This window comes from Nocardioides luteus (genome assembly GCF_000960475.2).
In the GTDB taxonomy this organism is placed as follows: Bacteria; Actinomycetota; Actinomycetes; order Propionibacteriales; family Nocardioidaceae; genus Nocardioides; species Nocardioides luteus_A.
The window spans coordinates 61,479-78,599 of sequence record NZ_JZDQ02000020.1 but is presented as its reverse complement, the minus strand read 5'-3'; the positions used below and the strand labels follow the sequence as shown (position 1 = coordinate 78,599).

Below are 17,121 nucleotides of genomic sequence, written 5' to 3'. Positions count from 1 at the left end.
GCGCTTCTCCCTCGAACTCGGCCCGGTAGGTCAGGACTGCGGCACCGGCACGGCGGACACGACGGTCTCGAGGATGTCGGTGACCGACCGGCCGTGCATCGCCGCGGAGGCGCTGGGGAGGAGACGGTGGGCAAGGACCGGGCCGGTCAGCCTGCGTACGTCATCGGGAAGGACGAACTCGCGTCCGTGCAGGGCGGCATGGGCCTTCGCGGCCCGCAGCAGGTGGAGGCTGGCCCGCGGGGAGGCGCCCAGGGCGAGCTCGTTGTTGGCCCGGGTCGCCGCGGTCAGGGCCACGGTGTAGCGGCGCACCGCGTCCGCGATGTAGACCTGGTTGACGACGCCGACGAGCTTGCGGATCTCCGCGGCGTCGGTCACCGGGTCGAGGTCGTCGAGCGGGTTCGCGGCACTGTGGCTGGCCAGCATCGCGATCTCCGAGGCGAGCGGCGGATAGCCGACCGAGACCCGCGCCATGAAGCGGTCGCGCTGCGCCTCGGGCAGGGCGTACGTCCCCTCCATCTCGATCGGGTTCTGGGTCGCGATCACCATGAACGGCGACTCCAGCTGGTAGGTCACGTTGTCGACGGTGACCTGGTGCTCCTCCATGCACTCCAGCAGCGCCGACTGGGTCTTGGGGGAGGCACGGTTGATCTCGTCGCCGACCACGATGTTGGCGAAGATGCCGCCCGGGCGGAACTCGAACTCCCGGGTGTCCTGGTTGAAGATCGACACCCCGGTGACATCGCTCGGGAGCAGGTCGGGGGTGAACTGGATCCGGCGCACCGAGCAGTCGATCGAACGCGCCAGCGCCTTCGCGAGCTGGGTCTTGCCGACCCCCGGCACATCCTCGATCAGGAGGTGTCCCTCGGCGAGCAGCACGGTGAGCGTGGAGTCGACGACGTCGGTCTTTCCCTCGATCACCTTCTCGATGCTGTCGCGAATGCGGCCCGCGACCCGCACCAATGTCTCGATCTCTGCCCCTTGGGCCGGGCTTGACCCTGGGGCCTCCAACGGCGTCGTCACGTCGCGTCCTTCCGACTCACACCTGCGTATGAGAACACCGTACGGGGTAGCGCCCATGGGCGTCTGCGGCATTGACCCGACTGTGACCTGTGGGCGGCCCCCGGACGGCCTCTGGGCGGCCTCTGGACCGGTCGCCGCCGGCCGCTGCCTCCTGCCTCCTCGTGGAGCGGGATGTGGTGGGAAAACACCTCGTGGGGGAGGAAGGTGGTTTGAATGTGGGGGATTGTGGGGTACGGTGGGGCAAAGTGGAGGAACGATCCACGTTGAGCTGACCGCGGGGGCGAGCACATGTTCTTCATGGGCACGTACACGCCGAAGCTCGACGAGAAGGGCCGGATCTTCCTTCCCGCAAAGTTCCGAGATCGACTGGCGGAGGGGGTTGTCGTGACGCAAGGTCAGGAGAACTGCCTCGTGGTGTGGCCCGAGGACGTCTTCATGCAGGAGGCGCAGCGGGCCCAGCAGACGCCGCTCACCTCTCGGGACGCACGCGACTACGCCCGTGTCCTCTTTGCGGGGGCCGAGCAGACGACACCCGACAAGCAAGGCCGGATCGGCATCCCGCCGCTCCTGCGTGACTACGCCGGGATCGTCAAGGACGTGGTCGTGATCGGTGTGATGGACCGGATCGAGATCTGGGACCCGGCCAAGTGGGCGGAGTACTCCGCGGGTGCACAGGCCAAGTTCGCGGACCTCGACGAGTCGGCAGACTGATAAAGGGACAGATCGACAAAGCGACAGAGCTGATCAGAACCAAGACAAGTCAACAGCGGATCCGCAGGACGAGGTCTCAGTCCCGCTCCACTCACCCAGCCATCCGGGGCACCTTCCCCGGTTCCGGACGGCACTTCGGTGGTGACGGAGCGGGCATGAGACCTGGCTCTGCGGATCCGTGGCGTTGTCAGCCCGTGGCTCTGCCACAGAGCCGGGGAGAACACACACCAGACGAAGCCGTGCGATGGGGGTCGAGGCGGTGACGAACCAGAAGCACGTGCCGGTGATGCTCGACCGCATCGTCGACCTGCTCGCACCGGCGCTCGCCGACGGCGGCGTCCTTGTCGACTGCACGACCGGCCACGGCGGTCACACCGAGGCGGTCCTCGAGCGGATCCCGGGTTCACGCGTGATCGGCATCGACCGGGACACGTACGCCCTCGGCATCGCGGGGGAGCGGCTGGCCCGTTTCGGCGACCGGTGGACCGGGGTCCACGCGGTCTACGACGAGATCCTCGACGTGATCGCCGGTCAGGGCCTCGACCACGTCGACGCCGTTCTCTTCGACCTGGGTGTCTCCTCGATGCAGCTCGACCAGCGGGAGCGGGGCTTCGCCTACGCGGAGGACGCGCCGCTCGACATGCGGATGGACGCCACCCAGGGACAGACCGCTGCGGATGTGCTCAACACCTACTCCGCGGCCGACCTGACCCGGATCCTGCGGGACTACGGCGAGGAGAAGTTCGCCAAGAAGATCGCCTACGCGATCGTCAACCGTCGCGAGAAGGTGCCGTTCACGACGAGCGGGCCCCTGGTGGAGCTCCTCTACGCGGAGATCCCGGCACCTGCGCGTCGCACCGGCGGACATCCGGCCAAGCGCACCTTCCAGGCGCTGCGGATGGAGGTCAACGACGAGCTCGGAGCGCTGCGGAAGGCGCTGCCGGACTCGCTCGAGGCGGTCGGCGTCGGCGGCCGGGTGGTGGTCGAGTCCTACCACTCGCTCGAGGACCGGCTCACCAAGCGGGCCTTCGCCGAGGCGACGAAGCTGGACGTACCTCCCGACATGCCGATCGTGCCGCCCGAGGCCGAGCCGTCATTCCGCCTGCTGACCCGTGGGGCCGAGCAGGCCACCGAAGAAGAGATCGAGGAGAACCCGCGCGCCGCCTCGGTGCGGCTGCGCGCGGTGGAGCGCGTCAAGCCCCGAAACAACCCACGAGACAACACAGCCAAGTCAACCCCTGGAGCAACCAGATGAGCATCGCCGCCGCGCCACAGTCACCTGTGCGCAGCCCGGACCGGGCCACCGAGACCCAGACGCGCCTCACCGCAGTCCCGGCGCCGCTGCCGGCCCCGGTGGCCCCGCGGCTGCCGTTCGTCGTGCTCGTCTCGATGCTGCTCGTCGGTGGCGTCGTGGGTCTGCTGGTCTTCAACACCTCCATGCAGCAGTCGGCCTTCCAGGAGCAGCGTCTCCAGGAGCAGGCGACCACCCTCGCCGCCCGGGAGCAGGCGCTCGACGGTGAGCTGAAGAAGATGGAGGACCCGCACAAGATCGCCGCCAAGGCGAAGAACCTCGGCATGGTGATCCCGCAGAACGCGGCCATGCTGCGGGTCCCCGAGGCGAAGATCGAGGGCGAGGCGGCTCCGGCCGACCGCTCGGCGACCCCGCCGCTGCACCCGAAGGTCGCCAAGCCCTACAGCGTGCTGGTCGCCGAGCAGAAGGCCGCCGAGGCGGCCGCGGCGAAGAAGAAGGCCGCGGAGCTCGCCGAGAAGAAGCGTGCCCAGGAGGCGGAGGAGAAGCAGCGTACGTCTTCGGGCGAGGCTCGGTAGGGGGAGCGATGGCCAGGCGAGAGGTCAAGCGGAGCGTCCGCCGGCCGGCGCGACGGCCCGTCTCACGGCCAGCGACCAAGGCGACCCAGCGACGCGGGCCGGTGCACATCCGGCTCCGCGTCGGCTTCATCCTGGTGGCGATGGTGCTCTCGGTCTTCGGCGGCCGGCTGGTGCAGCTGCAGGGCATCGACCCGCACTCGTACGCCGCGATGGCGGCTGCCGAGAACGTCGTCGACGTCGTGCTGCCGGCCGAGCGCGGCGAGATCCTCGACCGCGACGGGGAGGCGCTGGCCGACTCCTCCGACGGGCTGATGGTGCTGGCCGACCCCAAGCAGACCAAGAAGGACGCCCCGGCGATCGCCGCGTTCCTGGCCAAGGAGCTCGGCGTCGACTACGCCTCGGCACTGACCAAGCTGCGCAAGGACGGCAGCCGGTTCCAGTACATCAAGCGTCAGGTGCCCGCGACCCAGGCGACCGCCGCGGTGGAGAAGGCGGGCAAGGAGGGCTTCCAGGGGCTGTGGACCAGCCGCGACCCCCTGCGCAACTACCCCAACGGCGACGTGGCGGCCAACCTGGTCGGCTTCATGGGCAACGACGGCCCCCTCGCCGGTCTCGAGGCCGCCTTCGACAAGCACCTCGCCGGCAAGGACGGGCACGCCGAGTACGACGCGACCAGCCCGGTCAGCGGCACCCGGATGCCGCTGGGCACCAACAACCGCGTCGACCCCGTCGACGGCCACGACCTGACCCTCACCATCGACCGGGACCTGCAGTACTACGTGCAGCAGACCCTGATGGACGCGGTGCAGAAGTCGCGCGCCGAGTCGGGGATGGCGGTGGTCATGGACACCCAGACCGGCGAGATCCTGAGCCTGGCCGACTACCCGACCTTCGATGCCCGCGACCCGGCGGCCTCGCCGAAGTCGCTGCGCGGCAGCAACGCCCTCTCCAACGTCTACGAGCCCGGCTCGGTGCAGAAGGTGCTCACCGTCGCCGGCCTGCTCGACCAGGGGCTCGTCTCGCCCTCGACCCGGCTCAAGGTGCCCGGCTCCTACCGCTCGGGCGACGCGGACATCCACGACTGGTACGAGCACGGCATGGAGAAGCTCACCCTGGCCGGCGTGATCGCGAAGTCCTCCAACATCGGCACCGTCATGGCCGCCGACAAGTACGCCGACGGGCAGCTGCGCGAGTACCTGGCCGCCTTCGGGGAGGGCCGGCGCACCGGCCTCGGTCTCGACACCGAGTCGGCGGGTCTGCTGGCGTCGCCGGAGTCCTGGACCGACGCCAACGAGGACCGCATCGACTTCGGTCAGTCGATCTCGGTCAACGCCGTGCAGATGACCGCCGCGCTCAACACGATCGCCAACGGTGGCGTACGCATCGACCCCAGCCTGATCTCCGGAAGAGCCACCAACAACTCCGGCGCCGAGGTCGGCACCGACACCGCCGAGCGGACCCGGGTGGTCTCCGCGAAGGCCGCCACCGAGACCGCGGAGATGATGGAGCGGGTCATCAACGACCCGGTCAACGGCGTCGCCCCGGGGGCTGCGGTCGAGGGCTATCGCGTCTCCGGCAAGACCGGAACCGCGCAGCGGGTCAACTCCGAGTGCAAGTGCTACGACGGCACCACCACGGTCTCCTTCGGGGGCTTCGCCCCGACCGATGACCCGCGCTTCACGGTCTACGTCGCGATCCACAACCCCGGCAACGGTGGTGGCGGTGGCACCGTCACCGGCCCGGTCTTCTCCCAGATCATGTCCTTCGCGCTGCGCCGCTACGGCGTCCCGCCGACCGGCACTCCGCCGTCGAAGTTGCCCACTGGCTGGTGAGGTGTGCCGGTGCAGGGATACCCGGTGAACCGGGTGTTCCTGCACTTCTCAGGCATTGCAACACCGGAGAAGTGCAGGCATTGCCCGTGCGCTGTGACGGAAGAGACAGTTGTTCCGGCCGAAAACATAACATAGATATGTTATGTTTCTCGGGTGAGTACGACGCCAGCCTCCGGCCGTGACCTGTCGCTCGCCCTCGAGAGGGTGGTGCGCATGGTGCGGGAGGTGTCGACGGCGGGGGACATCTCGCCGACCTCGGCGACGGTGCTCGGCGTGCTGGCCCGGGCCGGGGCACAGCGGGTCACCGACCTGGCGAGGATCGCCGGGGTGTCCCAGCCCGCGATGACGCAGCTGGTCAACCGGCTCACCCAGCAGGGGATGCTCGCCCGGGTCGCCGACGACGCCGACCGGCGGGCGGTCCTGGTCGAGATCACCGACACCGGACGCGAGGTCATCGAGGCCAGGCGAGGCCAGCGGGCCGGTGCGCTCGACGCCGCCCTGGCCAGGGTCTCCGCCGAGGACCGCGCCGCCATCGCGGCGGCGCTGCCGGCGCTCGACCGGCTCGTCGACGCCGTGCTCGACTCCTGACGCGCCGGCCTGCCGGCGACGCGTACGAAACCAACGTCTGAGAAGAGGCAAGAAGAATGAGCTCCCACCAAGGGGCAGCTGCCGCCAGTCCGTTCAAGCAGCCACGCGCCGTGTGGGCGGTCGCGTTCGCGTGCGTGGTGTCCTTCATGGGCATCGGGCTCGTTGACCCGATCCTGCCGGTGCTCGCCGAGGAGCTGAAGGCCACGCCGGCGCAGGTGTCGCTGCTGTTCACCAGCTATCTCGTGGTGACCGCCGTGGCGATGATCGGCGTCGGCTGGGTCTCCAGCCGCATCGGCGCGAAGTGGACCCTGATCCTCGGCCTGGTGCTGATCGTCGTCTTCGCCGGGCTCGCCGGGACCGTCGACGGGGTCGACGGCATCGTCGGCTTCCGCGCCGGCTGGGGCCTGGGCAACGCGCTGTTCATCTCCACCAGCCTCGCCGTCATCGTCGGCTCGGCGACCGGGGGATTCGCGGGCGCGATCATCCTCTACGAGACCGCGCTCGGCCTCGGTATCGCGGTCGGCCCGCTCCTGGGCGGCGTGCTCGGTGGCATCTCCTGGCGCGGTCCGTTCTTCGGCGTCTCCGCGCTGATGGCGATCGCGCTGGTCGCGACGCTGGTCTTCCTGCCGCCGACGCCCAAGCCGGAGAAGAAGGTCTCGCTGCTCGCCCCGATCGCCGCGCTGCGTCACCGCGGGCTGCTGACGATGGGCATCATGGCGCTGCTCTACAACTGGGGCTTCTTCACCCTGCTCGGCTACGCGCCCTACCCGATGGGGCTGCACGACCCGCTGCAGCTCGGCTGGGTCTTCTTCGCCTGGGGCATCCTGGTCGCCGTCTTCGCCGTGTGGGGCGCCCCGTGGGCGCAGCGCCGCTTCGGCACCGCGCCGACGCTCTACGTCAACCTGTTCGGTCTCGGCGCCCTGCTCGCCGTCATCGGCCTGGGCGTCTCCTCGCCGACCGTGGTGATCGTCGCGGTGATCCTGTCCGGCATCTTCGTCGGCCTCAACAACACGCTGACCACCCAGGCGGTCATGCTGGTCTCCCCGGTGGAGCGGCCGATCGCCTCCTCGGCCTACGGGTTCGTACGCTTCATCGGCGGTGGCCTCGCGCCGTTCGTCGCGGGCAAGATCGCCGAGGCGACCGACCAGTCGGTGGCCTTCTACGTCGGTGCCGCCGCGTTCCTGGTCGCGATCCCGGTCCTGGCCAGCGGCCACCGACTGATCACGGCCGCGGAGTCGGCCGAGACCGCCGAAGCGGTCGCGCCGACGCTCGAGCCCGTCGGCCCGGTCCGCGGTGAGGGCCGCCCGGTCCTGGTCGCCGTCGGCGCCACCCTCGACGCCGACGCGGTCGTCGACCGGGCCGCCGAGATCGCCGCCGCGGAGGGAGCTCCGCTGGAGGTGGTCCACGTCCGCGAGACCGAGGTGATCGAGGAGCTCGCGATCGACGCCGAGGAGCCGGAGACGGCTGCCGCGACCGTACGCGCCCACCTGGACCGCCTCGCCGCCCGGGGTGTGACCGCGACCGGACTGGTGCTGCACAGCGTCGGCGACCACGCCAGCGCGGGGATCGAGCTGGCCAGGTACGCCACCGAGGCCGGGGTCCGCACCATCGCGCTCGGCTCCTCGCCCCGGGGCCGTGCCGCGCAGCTCGCCGACGGCTCGATCACCTCGGCGGTGGTGCGGAACGCCGGCGTACCCGTCGTGCTCGTCGTCCCCGGCGAGGAGCCGCGCGAGCTCAGCGCCGCGGCGCTGACCCAGCTGCGCCACGCCTGAGATCCAAGGCTGAGCGCCACGCCTGATGTCGGCCCGGCGGGACCTGGTCCCGCCGGGCGGATAACCTTCGGCAGGTGAGCAGTGCGTACGAGACGGCGGATCCGCAGAACCCGACCCGCCCACGGGTGACCGAGCCGGTGAGGCTGGCCGAGCTGGCCGGCGAGCTCGGCCTGGACGTACGCGGCGAGGCCCGTGTCACCGGGGTCACGCTGAGCTCTCAACGCGTGCTGCCCGGTGACCTGTACGCCGCGCTGCCCGGCAGCCGCGCGCACGGCGCCGCCTACGCTGCCGGTGCGATCGAGGCCGGCGCGGTGGCGGTGCTCACCGACGCCGCCGGCGCCGCCGAGCTGGAGGCCCGGGGCCTCGGCGAGGTGCCCCTGCTGCTCGTGGAGCAGCCCCGCACGGTGCTCGGCGCGCTCTCGGCCCGCGTCTACGGCAACCCCGCGGCCAAGCTGCGGCTGATCGGCGTGACCGGCACCCAGGGCAAGACGACGACCACCCGGCTGGCCGAGAGCGCGCTGCTCGACGCCGGTCACCGCGCCGGCGTGATCGGCACCGTCGGCACCCGGATCGGCGGGCGCGACGTGAAGACGCCGCTGACCACGCCCGAGGCGCCCGACCTGCACGGTCTCTTCGCCCGGATGGTGGAGGAGGGCACCGAGTCGTGCGCCATGGAGGTCTCCTCCCACGCGCTGGTGATGGGGCGGGTCGACGGGGTCGTCTTCGACGTCGCCGTCTTCCTCAACCTGGGCCGTGACCACCTCGACTTCCACGAGACGGTCGAGGACTACTACGCGGCGAAGGCCGGCCTGTTCACCCCCGAGCGGGCGAAGATGGGCATCGTCAACATCGACGACGAGCACGGCCGCCGGCTCGCGGCCGAGGCGACCATCCCGATACTCACCTACGCCCTCCACGACGACACCGCCGACTGGCGCGCCACCGACATCGAGCTGCGCCCCGACGGCTCCAGCTTCACCGTCCACGGCCCCGACGGGCTCTCGTTCCCGGCCGCGAGCCCGCTGGCCGGCGACTACAACGTCAGCAACACCCTCGCGGCGCTGGCGAGCATCCACCACGCGTACGAGGCTGCGCACGATGCCTCGGGCTCCGCTTCGGCAGACGTCGTGCGCAGCGTCGCCACGGCCCTCGCCAAGGGATCCGGGGTGCCCGGGCGGCTCGAGCGGATCGACGAGGGCCAGCCGTTCACCGTCGTGGTCGACTACGCGCACAAGCCGGACGCGGTCGAGGCCGCGCTCGGCACGCTCCGGCCGTTGACCGAGTCCCGGCTGATCGTCGTGATCGGGGCCGGGGGAGACCGCGACACCGGCAAGCGGCCGATCATGGGGGAGATCAGCGCACGCCTGGCCGACCACGTGATCGTCACCGACGACAACCCCCGCACCGAGGACCCGGCGAGCATCCGGCGACAGGTCCTGGAGGGCACCACCGGCGGGAGCGCGAGCGTCGAGGAGATCGGCGACCGGCGGGCCGCGATCGAGCGTGCGATCGGCCTCGCCGAGCCGGGCGACATCGTCGTCGTCGCAGGTAAGGGCCATGAGACGGGCCAGGAGATCAACGGCGTCACCCACCCGTTCGACGACCGCGAGGTCGTCCGTGCGGCGCTCACGAGCCGTTGAATCGGCGGGGCGCCGCAGAGGCTGCCGAGGCGTAGGGAAGAATGCCGGGGGCCGGTGTCTTCGCTATGCACACCGGCCCGGGGGCAAGGACCAGGAACGGCATGGCAAGGAAGGCACCCGGCTGACATGAGAGCGATCTTGCTGAGCGGAGCGATTGCGCTTCTGTTCTCGCTGCTCGGCACCCGATTTGCGATCGTACAGTTCACGAAGTTGGGCTACGGCCAGGAGATCCGCGAGGACGGGCCGACCACCCACCGCACCAAGCGCGGCACCCCGACCATGGGTGGCGTCGCGATCGTGATCTCGGTCCTCGTGGGCTTCATCGCGGCCAAGCTGCTGACCGGCGACGCCCCGAGCGCGACCGCCTACCTGCTGCTCTTCCTGCTGGTGGGCATGGCCGCCGTCGGCTTCGTCGACGACTTCATCAAGGTCTTCATGCAGCGCAACCTCGGTCTGCGCGCGTGGTCCAAGATGGTGGGACAGACGCTCGTCGCGGTCGGCTTCGGCGTGGTGGCGATCCATCCGGCGATGGAGAACGACGACGGCATCACGCCGGCCGCCGACCAGCTCTCCTTCATCCGTGACTTCGGTCCCCACTTCCTCGGTGGCGACGGCCTGCTCTTCTGGCTCGGCGGCGCGCTGCTGCTGGCGATCTTCTGGGTGATGGTCACCGGCACGTCGAACGCCACCAATCTCACCGACGGGCTCGACGGCCTGCTGGCGGCGTCCTCGGCGATCGTCTTCGCCGCCTACACGATCATCTCGATCTGGCAGAACAACCAGCGGTGCGGCCGTCCCAGCGTGGAGATCGGCACCTGCTACGAGGTCCGCGACCCGCTCGACATGGCGATCCTCGGCGCCGCGATCAGCGGCGCCTGCATCGGCTTCCTGTGGTGGAACGCCAGCCCGGCGAAGATCTTCATGGGCGACACCGGCTCGCTCGCGCTCGGCTCCGTGCTGGCCGGCTTCGCGATCATGTCGCACACCGAGTTCCTGCTGATCATCCTCGGCGGCCTGTTCGTCATGGAGACCTCGGCCGTGATGATGCAGGTCGGCTGGTTCAAGCTCTCCCGCAAGCTCACCGGCACCCCGAAGCGCATCTTCCGGATGACACCGATCCATCACCACTTCGAGCTCCTCGGCTGGGAACAGGTCACCGTGGTGATCCGGTTCTGGATCATCACCGGCCTCTGCGTCGCGGCCGGTCTGGGAATCTTCTACGCCGAATGGGTGGCGACCATCTGATGACTGAGCCCGACAACATGGCTGAAAAGCTCGACAAGCTCGGCCGCAACGACTCCTGGGAGGGCGTGAAGGCGGTCGTGGCCGGCTTCGGCGTCTCCGGGTTCGCGGCCGCCGACAACCTCACCCACCTGGGTGCCGCCGTGATCGCGCTCGACGAGTCGCCGGGCGACGAGGAGCGCCAGGAGAAGGCCAAGCTCCTCGGCATCCTGGGTGCCGACGTACGCCTCGGCGAGGGCGCCACCCACGTGCTCCCTGACGACGTCGACGTCGTGGTCACCTCGCCGGGCTGGCGGCCGACCGCTCCGCTGCTCGCGCAGGCGCGCGAGCGCGGGATCCCGATCTGGGGAGAGGTCGAGCTCGCCTGGCGGCTGCGCGACCCCGACAACGCCGCGCCCTGGCTGGCGGTGACCGGCACCAACGGTAAGACCACGACCGTGCAGATGCTCGACAACATCCTGCGTACGGCAGGGCTGCGCTCCGTCGCCGTCGGCAACGTCGGCCTGCCGATCGTCGAGGCCGTGATGGATCCCGAGCCCTACGACGTCTTCGCCGTCGAGCTCTCCTCCTTCCAGCTCCACTACACCTCCTCGATGGCCGCCGAGGCCGCGGTCGTGCTCAACATCGCCGAGGACCACCTCGACTGGTACCCCTCGATGGAGGAGTACGCCGCCGACAAGGGCCGCGTCTACGAGGGCGTCGAGCGCGCCTGCGTCTACAACGTCGCCGACGAGGCCACCATGCACCTGGTCGAGGAGGCCGACGTCGTCGAGGGCGCCCGCGCGATCGGGTTCACCCTCGGCACCCCAGCGGTCGGTCAGGTCGGGGTCGTCGAGGACATCCTCGTCGACCGCGCCTTCATCGAGGAGCGGCAGACCTCCGCCGCGGAGCTGTGCCAGATCTCCGACCTCGCCTCCTCCGCGCCCCACTACGTCCAGAACGCCCTCGCCGCGGCCGCCCTGGCCCGGGCGCACGGGGTCTCCCAGGCCGCCGTACGCGACGGGCTGAAGTCCTTCCGCCCCGACGGTCACCGCATCGAGGTCGTCGCCGAGTCCGGCGGCGTGACCTGGGTCGACGACTCCAAGGCCACCAACCCGCACGCGGCCCAGGCCTCGCTGCAGGCCTACGACCCGGTGATCTGGATCGCCGGCGGGCTGGCCAAGGGTGCCCGCTTCGAGGACCTGGTCGCCTCCATCCACGACCGGCTCCGTGCCGTCATCCTGATCGGTCAGGACCGCGACGTGATCGCCTCGGCCCTGGCCGCCCACGCGGGTGACCTGGAGATCGTCGAGCTCGACGACCCCGACGGCGAGGCCGCCCTGGCCGAGGCCGTCGAGATCGCCGCCGCCCTGGCCAAGCCCGGCGACACCGTGCTTCTCGCCCCCGGCTGCGCCAGCCAGGACCAGTTCCGCGACTACAAGGCCCGCGGCGACGCCTTCGCCGACGCCGTACGCCGCCAGATCTAGGTCGCCGGTCGAGCGGCTGCGGCGGCTCGGCCAGCGTGAGGGCGACACGCGGGGGAGATGCGCGGGGAACGCGGAGACGGCGGCGAGAATGTAATCGACGTACGTCGCACCGCAACTGGGAGGTAGGCCGTGACGACCACCAGCCCCGACCAGACCGGTCACGGCTCGGCCGAGCAGGCGAGGGCGTACCCGAAGTCGGTCCTCGGCTACCTCAAGGCCTGGTTCCATGCGCTGCGGGTGGCACTGAACCGGCCGCTGGCCGCCTACTACCTGCTGCTCACCAGCACCGCGCTGCTGCTGACCATCGGGCTGATCATGGTGCTGAGCGCCTCGAGCGTGTGGGCCTACACCCAGATGGGCAACTCCTACGCGATCGTCGGCCGTCAGGTGCTCTGGGTGATCATCGGCATCCCGTGTGCGTTCATCGCCTCGCGGATCCGGCCCAAGGATGTGCGGCGGCTGGCGTGGCCGGGCTACTTCGTGGCCTGCGTGCTGCTCTTCCTGACGATCTTCCTGGGTCACGACGTCAACGGGCAGCAGAACTGGATCGGCGCCGGCCCGGTCAAGATCCAGCCGTCCGAGATCGCCAAGCTGGCGATCGTGCTGTGGTCCGCCCACGTCTACGCGCTCAAGGACCGCCGGCTCGACAGCCTCCACGAGGTGCTGATGCCGGTCCTGCCCGGCATCGCGGTGGCCACGGGGCTGGTCCTCGCCGGCAAGGACCTCGGCACCGCGCTGGTCTTCTTCGCGATCGCGCTGGGGATGCTGTGGGTCGTCGGCGCGCCGGGCAAGCTCTTCGGGATGGCGATCTCGATCATCGGGGTCTCGGTGCTGTTCCTGATCAGCACCGACACCGAGCGTCTCGCCCGGTTGACCAGCTTCGCGGACCCGTTCAAGGACTACCACGGACAGGGCTGGCAGCCCTCCCACGGTCTCTACGCGCTCAGCTCGGGCGGCGTCCTGGGGCAGGGGATCGGGGCCTCCCAGCAGAAGTGGGGCGACCTGCCCGAGGCCCACACCGACTACATCTTCGCGGTGCTCGGCGAGGAGCTCGGCCTGGTCGGCACGCTCCTGGTCGTCGGTCTCTTCCTGACCCTCGCCTTCGCGCTGGTCAAGGTCGCGCGCCAGACCGACCGGCCCTTCGTCCGCTACTTCAGCTTCGGCGTGCTGGTCTGGCTGCTCGGCCAGATGATCATCAACGTCGGCATGGTGCTCGCGCTGCTGCCGGTCATCGGGATCCCGCTGCCGCTGGTCTCCTACGGCGGCTCGGCGCTGATCCCGTCCATGGTCGCGCTGGGCGTGGTGATCGGTTTCGCCCGCCGTGAACCCGCAGCGGCTGCCGCGCTGAAGCAGCGTAAAGCCTTGGCAAAGGATCGGGCGCGCCAGGCAGCCGCTTACCGGTCCGCCCAACGCACCCGCTAAGTTCGGACGCATCATGAAGGCCCTCCTCGCCGGCGGTGGCACCGCCGGACACACATCCCCCCTGCTCGCCACGGCTGATGCCCTGCGCCGTCTCGACCCCAGCGTGGAGGTGACCTGCCTCGGCACGCCGCGCGGCCTGGAGAACCAGGTGGTTCCCGCCGCGGGCTACCCGCTCGAGCTGATCCCGCCGGTGCCGATGCCGCGTCAGCTCAGCAGCGATCTGCTCAAGGTCCCGGCCAACCTGAAGGGCGCGGTCGACGCGACCTACGAGGTGCTCGACCGGGTCAAGCCCGACGTGGTCGTTGGCTACGGCGGGTACGTCTCGATGCCCGCCTACCTCGCCGCGAGGCGGCGGCGCATCCCGATCGTCGTGCACGAGGGCAACGCGATGCCGGGACTCGCCAACAAGGCGGGAGCCCGGGTCGCCGACCGCGTCGCGGTGAGCTTCCCGGACACCAAGCTGCCCAAGGCCGAATACATCGGGCTGCCGATCCGCCGGATGATCTCGACGCTGGACCGCTGGGCGCTGCGCGCCGAGGCCCGCAGCTTCTTCGGCCTCGACCAGCACCGCCCCACGATCGTGGTCACCGGCGGCTCGCAGGGCGCCCGGACGATCAACGAGTCGGTCTCCGGCGCCTACCGGGCGCTGGCGGGCAGCGGCATCCAGGTGCTCCACGTGATCGGTCCGAAGAACGAGCTGGCCTCGCCCGGCCCGGGCTACCACGTGCTCAACTACGTCGACCGGATGGACCTCGCGCTGGCTGCGGCCGACCTGATGATCTGTCGTCCGGCGCCAACTCGGTGATCGAGGCGAGCGCGGTGGGCGTCCCCGCCGTCTACGTACCTCTCCCGATCGGCAACGGCGAGCAGTCGCTCAACGCGCGCGCCGTCGTCGACGCCGGCGGAGCGCTGCTCGTTGCCGACGCCGACATGAACGCGGCCTGGGTCAGCAGCCACGTACCCCCGCTCGTCACCGACCGCGCCCGGCTCGAGGCGATGTCGAAGGCCGCCAGCGACCTGGTCCCGCGCGATGCCGACGAGCGGCTGGCACGGATCGTGATGGAGACGGCGCAAGGAGGATCCCGATGAGCGAGCGCAAGCGAGCGGCGATTCAGTGCAACATGCCGCCGCATCCGTACCCTTGCTTCGTCTCGACGGAGGTGGCGGCATGAGAGTTCCGGTTCCCGAGCACATCCTTCCCGCCGAGCAGCTGGGCCGGGTCCACTTCATCGGCATCGGCGGCGCGGGCCTGTCCGCGATCGCCCGGGTCATGCTGGCCCGCGGGATCGAGGTCTCCGGCAGCGACGGCGCCGACTCCTCGATGGTGGCCGCGCTGCGCGAGGAGGGCGCGACCGTCTACGTCGGTCACGAGGCCTCCCAGGTCGACGGCGTCGACACGCTGATCGTCTCCACGGCGATCCGCGAGGACAACCCCGAGTACGTCGCGGCCGTCGAGAAGGGCCTGCGGATCTACCCGCGCTCGGCCGGCCTCGCCTCGGTGATGGAGGGCCGTCGCGTCCTCGCCGTCGCCGGCACGCACGGCAAGACCACCACGACCTCCCTGCTGACCGTCTCCCTGCAGGCGGCCGGCGCCGCGCCGACCTACACCGTCGGTGGCGAGCTGGCCGCGTCGGGTACCAACGCCGCGGAGGGCTCCAGCGACCTGTTCGTGGCCGAGGCCGACGAGTCCGACGGCGCCTTCCTGGTCTACAAGCCCTACGCAGCGGTCGTCACCAACGTCGAGGCCGACCACCTCGACCAGTGGGGCACCGAGGAGGCCTACCGCGAGGGCTTCGCCCAGTTCGTGGGACGGCTGGCCCCCGACGGGTTCCTGGTCGCGGTCATCGACGACCCCGGCGCCGCCGACCTGCGCCACGTCGCCCACTCGCTCGGCCGCCGCTTCATCGGCGTCGGTGAGTCGGAGCTGGCCGACGTGCGTGCCGTCGACATCGTCCTGGAGGGCACCACCTCCTCCTTCACCGTCGTCGACGGTTTGAACGAGCTCGGCCGGATCACGCTGCAGATCCCCGGCCGCCACTATGTCGCCGACGCACTGGCCGCGCTCACCGTCGGGCTGCGTCTGGGCCACTCCTTCGACCTGCTCAAGGCGGGGCTGGAGTCGTTCACCGGCACCCGGCGGCGGATGGAGCGCAAGGGAGAGGCCGCAGGCGTACGCGTCTACGACTCCTACGCCCACCACCCCTCCGAGATCGCCGGCGACCTCGTCTCCGGCCGGTCCGTGGCAGGGGAGGGGCGGCTCGTCGTCGCCTTCCAGCCGCACATGGTCTCCCGCACCCGGATCTTCGGCGAGGAGATGGGCCGTGTGCTCGGCGCCGCCGACGAGGTCGTCGTCCTCGACGTCTACCTGGCCCGCGAGGACTACGACCCCGAGGTCACCGGCAAGCTCGTCGCCGACGCCGTGCCGCTGCCGCCGGACCGGGTCGTCAGCGTCGCCGGGCTCGAGGAGGCCGCCACCGAGCTGGCCCGCCGCGCCCGTCCGGGTGACCTGGTTCTGACCCTCGGGGCAGGTACCGTGACCGAGGTGGGCCCGATGGTGCTCGCCAGGCTACGTACGGCTGAGCAGTAACGCTGGGGGAGGCGAGCATGGGGGAGGACGGGTCCGGCGCGGACACGGAGATCGCCGAGGCCCTGGAGATCGCCCGGTCGGCGTCCGGGGAGCGCGAGCTCGACCTGGACTCGGAGGAGGCCAGGGCCGGATCCGGGTCGGGTGCAGAGACGGAGTCGGAGCCGGAGTCCGAGCGGCCGGCCGTCGACGCCGCGACGCTCAAGAGCCGCAAGGCCTTCGCCCGGCGCCAGTGGCGCCGGCGCTGGCTGGCGTGGCGCTACCTCATCGTCGGCACCTTGGTCATCGCGCTCCTGATCGGCGGGATCTGGGCGGTCTACTTCTCGACCTGGCTGCAGGTCAAGGGCACCTCGGTGCACGGCACGATGAAGATGACCAGCGCCAAGGAGGTCGTCGAGTTCGCCGCCGTCCCGGTCGGGGAGCCGCTGGCCACCGCCGACCTGGAGGCCGTGCAGGTGCGGGTGCTCAACGGGCTGTCGATGGTGCGCTCGGTCAACGTCTCGCGCGAGTGGCCCGACAAGATCCGGGTCGACGTCACCGAACGTACGCCGGTGGCCGTCGTCTCCATCGGCGGGCGACTGCGGGCGCTGGACGAGACCGGGACCGTCTTCTGGGACTACAAGAAGGCGCCGCCGGGCCTGCCGATGGTGAACACCGTGACCGGCACCAACTCCGACGCGCTCAGCGAGGCCGCCGCGGTGGCCTCGGCGCTCCCGGCCGACCTCGCCAAGAAGGTCGACCACGTCGAGGTGACCACCGTCGACTCGATCTCGCTCGAGCTGCGCAACGAGAAGCGGGTGGTGTGGGGGAGCAGTGCCCAGTCCGACACCAAGGCCGACGTGCTCGTCGCGTTGATGAAGGCGGAGCCCGACGTGGCCCGCTACGACGTCTCCGTGCCGGGCCAGCCCGTCACGAGCAAGAGCGTCGACTGATCCTTTGCCGGGCTCGTCCACCGGATGGCTCTGCCACAGTGCGCCTACCGGATGGCACGAGATCGGCACAACTGATCCGCATCCG

At 70.5% G+C, this 17,121-nt stretch carries 13 protein-coding genes and 1 pseudogene; 13 read left to right on the top strand and 1 reads right to left on the bottom strand.

Annotation, left to right across the window (positions count from 1 at the left end):
- Positions 1-30: 30 nt before the first annotated feature.
- Entirely contained in the window at positions 31-918 is an 888-nt protein-coding gene (locus UG56_RS15305; RefSeq protein WP_371264391.1) for an AAA family ATPase, read from the bottom strand.
- A 390-nt stretch (positions 919-1,308) separates the two neighbouring features.
- Here UG56_RS15305 and mraZ point away from each other — a divergent pair, with 390 nt between their 5' ends.
- The 13 genes and pseudogenes from mraZ to UG56_RS15240 all read left to right on the top strand — a co-directional run bounded on the left by mraZ (position 1,309) and on the right by UG56_RS15240 (position 17,036).
- Complete coding sequence (gene mraZ / locus UG56_RS15300; protein WP_045550941.1) at positions 1,309-1,731, top strand: division/cell wall cluster transcriptional repressor MraZ; 423 nt, start codon at positions 1,309-1,311, stop codon at positions 1,729-1,731.
- A 244-nt stretch (positions 1,732-1,975) separates the two neighbouring features.
- The gene (gene rsmH / locus UG56_RS15295) at positions 1,976-2,986 is read left to right on the top strand and encodes a 16S rRNA (cytosine(1402)-N(4))-methyltransferase RsmH (RefSeq protein ID WP_045550940.1); all 1,011 of its coding nucleotides are present in this window, start codon (positions 1,976-1,978) and stop codon (positions 2,984-2,986) included.
- Positions 2,983-3,558 (top strand): hypothetical protein, encoded by a 576-nt coding sequence (locus UG56_RS15290; protein ID WP_143055052.1) that lies wholly within the window; start codon positions 2,983-2,985, stop codon positions 3,556-3,558. Before rsmH ends, UG56_RS15290 begins: the two co-directional genes overlap by 4 nt.
- 8 nt (positions 3,559-3,566) lie before the next feature.
- Complete coding sequence (locus UG56_RS15285; protein WP_052694030.1) at positions 3,567-5,390, top strand: peptidoglycan D,D-transpeptidase FtsI family protein; 1,824 nt, start codon at positions 3,567-3,569, stop codon at positions 5,388-5,390.
- 153 nt (positions 5,391-5,543) lie between these two features.
- Positions 5,544-5,978, top strand: a complete 435-nt coding sequence (locus tag UG56_RS15280; RefSeq protein ID WP_071327107.1) for a MarR family transcriptional regulator — start codon at positions 5,544-5,546, stop codon at positions 5,976-5,978.
- A 56-nt stretch (positions 5,979-6,034) separates the two neighbouring features.
- On the top strand, positions 6,035-7,750 hold the full coding sequence (locus UG56_RS15275) for an MFS transporter (RefSeq protein ID WP_045552131.1): 1,716 nt from the start codon (positions 6,035-6,037) through the stop codon (positions 7,748-7,750).
- Between the two features lie 74 nt (positions 7,751-7,824).
- Positions 7,825-9,390 (top strand): UDP-N-acetylmuramoyl-L-alanyl-D-glutamate--2,6-diaminopimelate ligase, encoded by a 1,566-nt coding sequence (locus tag UG56_RS15270; protein WP_371264390.1) that lies wholly within the window; start codon positions 7,825-7,827, stop codon positions 9,388-9,390.
- Between the two features lie 126 nt (positions 9,391-9,516).
- Positions 9,517-10,635 (top strand): phospho-N-acetylmuramoyl-pentapeptide-transferase, encoded by a 1,119-nt coding sequence (gene mraY, locus UG56_RS15265; protein WP_045551115.1) that lies wholly within the window; start codon positions 9,517-9,519, stop codon positions 10,633-10,635.
- Positions 10,635-12,098 carry a UDP-N-acetylmuramoyl-L-alanine--D-glutamate ligase gene (gene murD / locus UG56_RS15260; RefSeq protein ID WP_256206649.1) on the top strand — a complete coding sequence of 488 codons (1,464 nt, stop codon included), beginning with the start codon at positions 10,635-10,637 and terminating at the stop codon, positions 12,096-12,098. The genes mraY and murD overlap by 1 nt, the downstream gene beginning before the upstream one ends.
- A gap of 129 nt (positions 12,099-12,227) precedes the next feature.
- Positions 12,228-13,520 carry a putative lipid II flippase FtsW gene (gene ftsW / locus UG56_RS15255; RefSeq protein WP_045551116.1) on the top strand — a complete coding sequence of 431 codons (1,293 nt, stop codon included), beginning with the start codon at positions 12,228-12,230 and terminating at the stop codon, positions 13,518-13,520.
- 13 nt (positions 13,521-13,533) lie between these two features.
- Positions 13,534-14,609: pseudogene (gene murG, locus UG56_RS15250) on the top strand (undecaprenyldiphospho-muramoylpentapeptide beta-N-acetylglucosaminyltransferase).
- 79 nt (positions 14,610-14,688) lie between these two features.
- Complete coding sequence (murC, locus tag UG56_RS15245) at positions 14,689-16,107, top strand: UDP-N-acetylmuramate--L-alanine ligase (protein WP_045551118.1); 1,419 nt, start codon at positions 14,689-14,691, stop codon at positions 16,105-16,107.
- Positions 16,108-16,124: 17 nt separating this feature from the next.
- Complete coding sequence (locus UG56_RS15240) at positions 16,125-17,036, top strand: cell division protein FtsQ/DivIB (protein ID WP_045551119.1); 912 nt, start codon at positions 16,125-16,127, stop codon at positions 17,034-17,036.
- Positions 17,037-17,121: the final 85 nt, after the last annotated feature.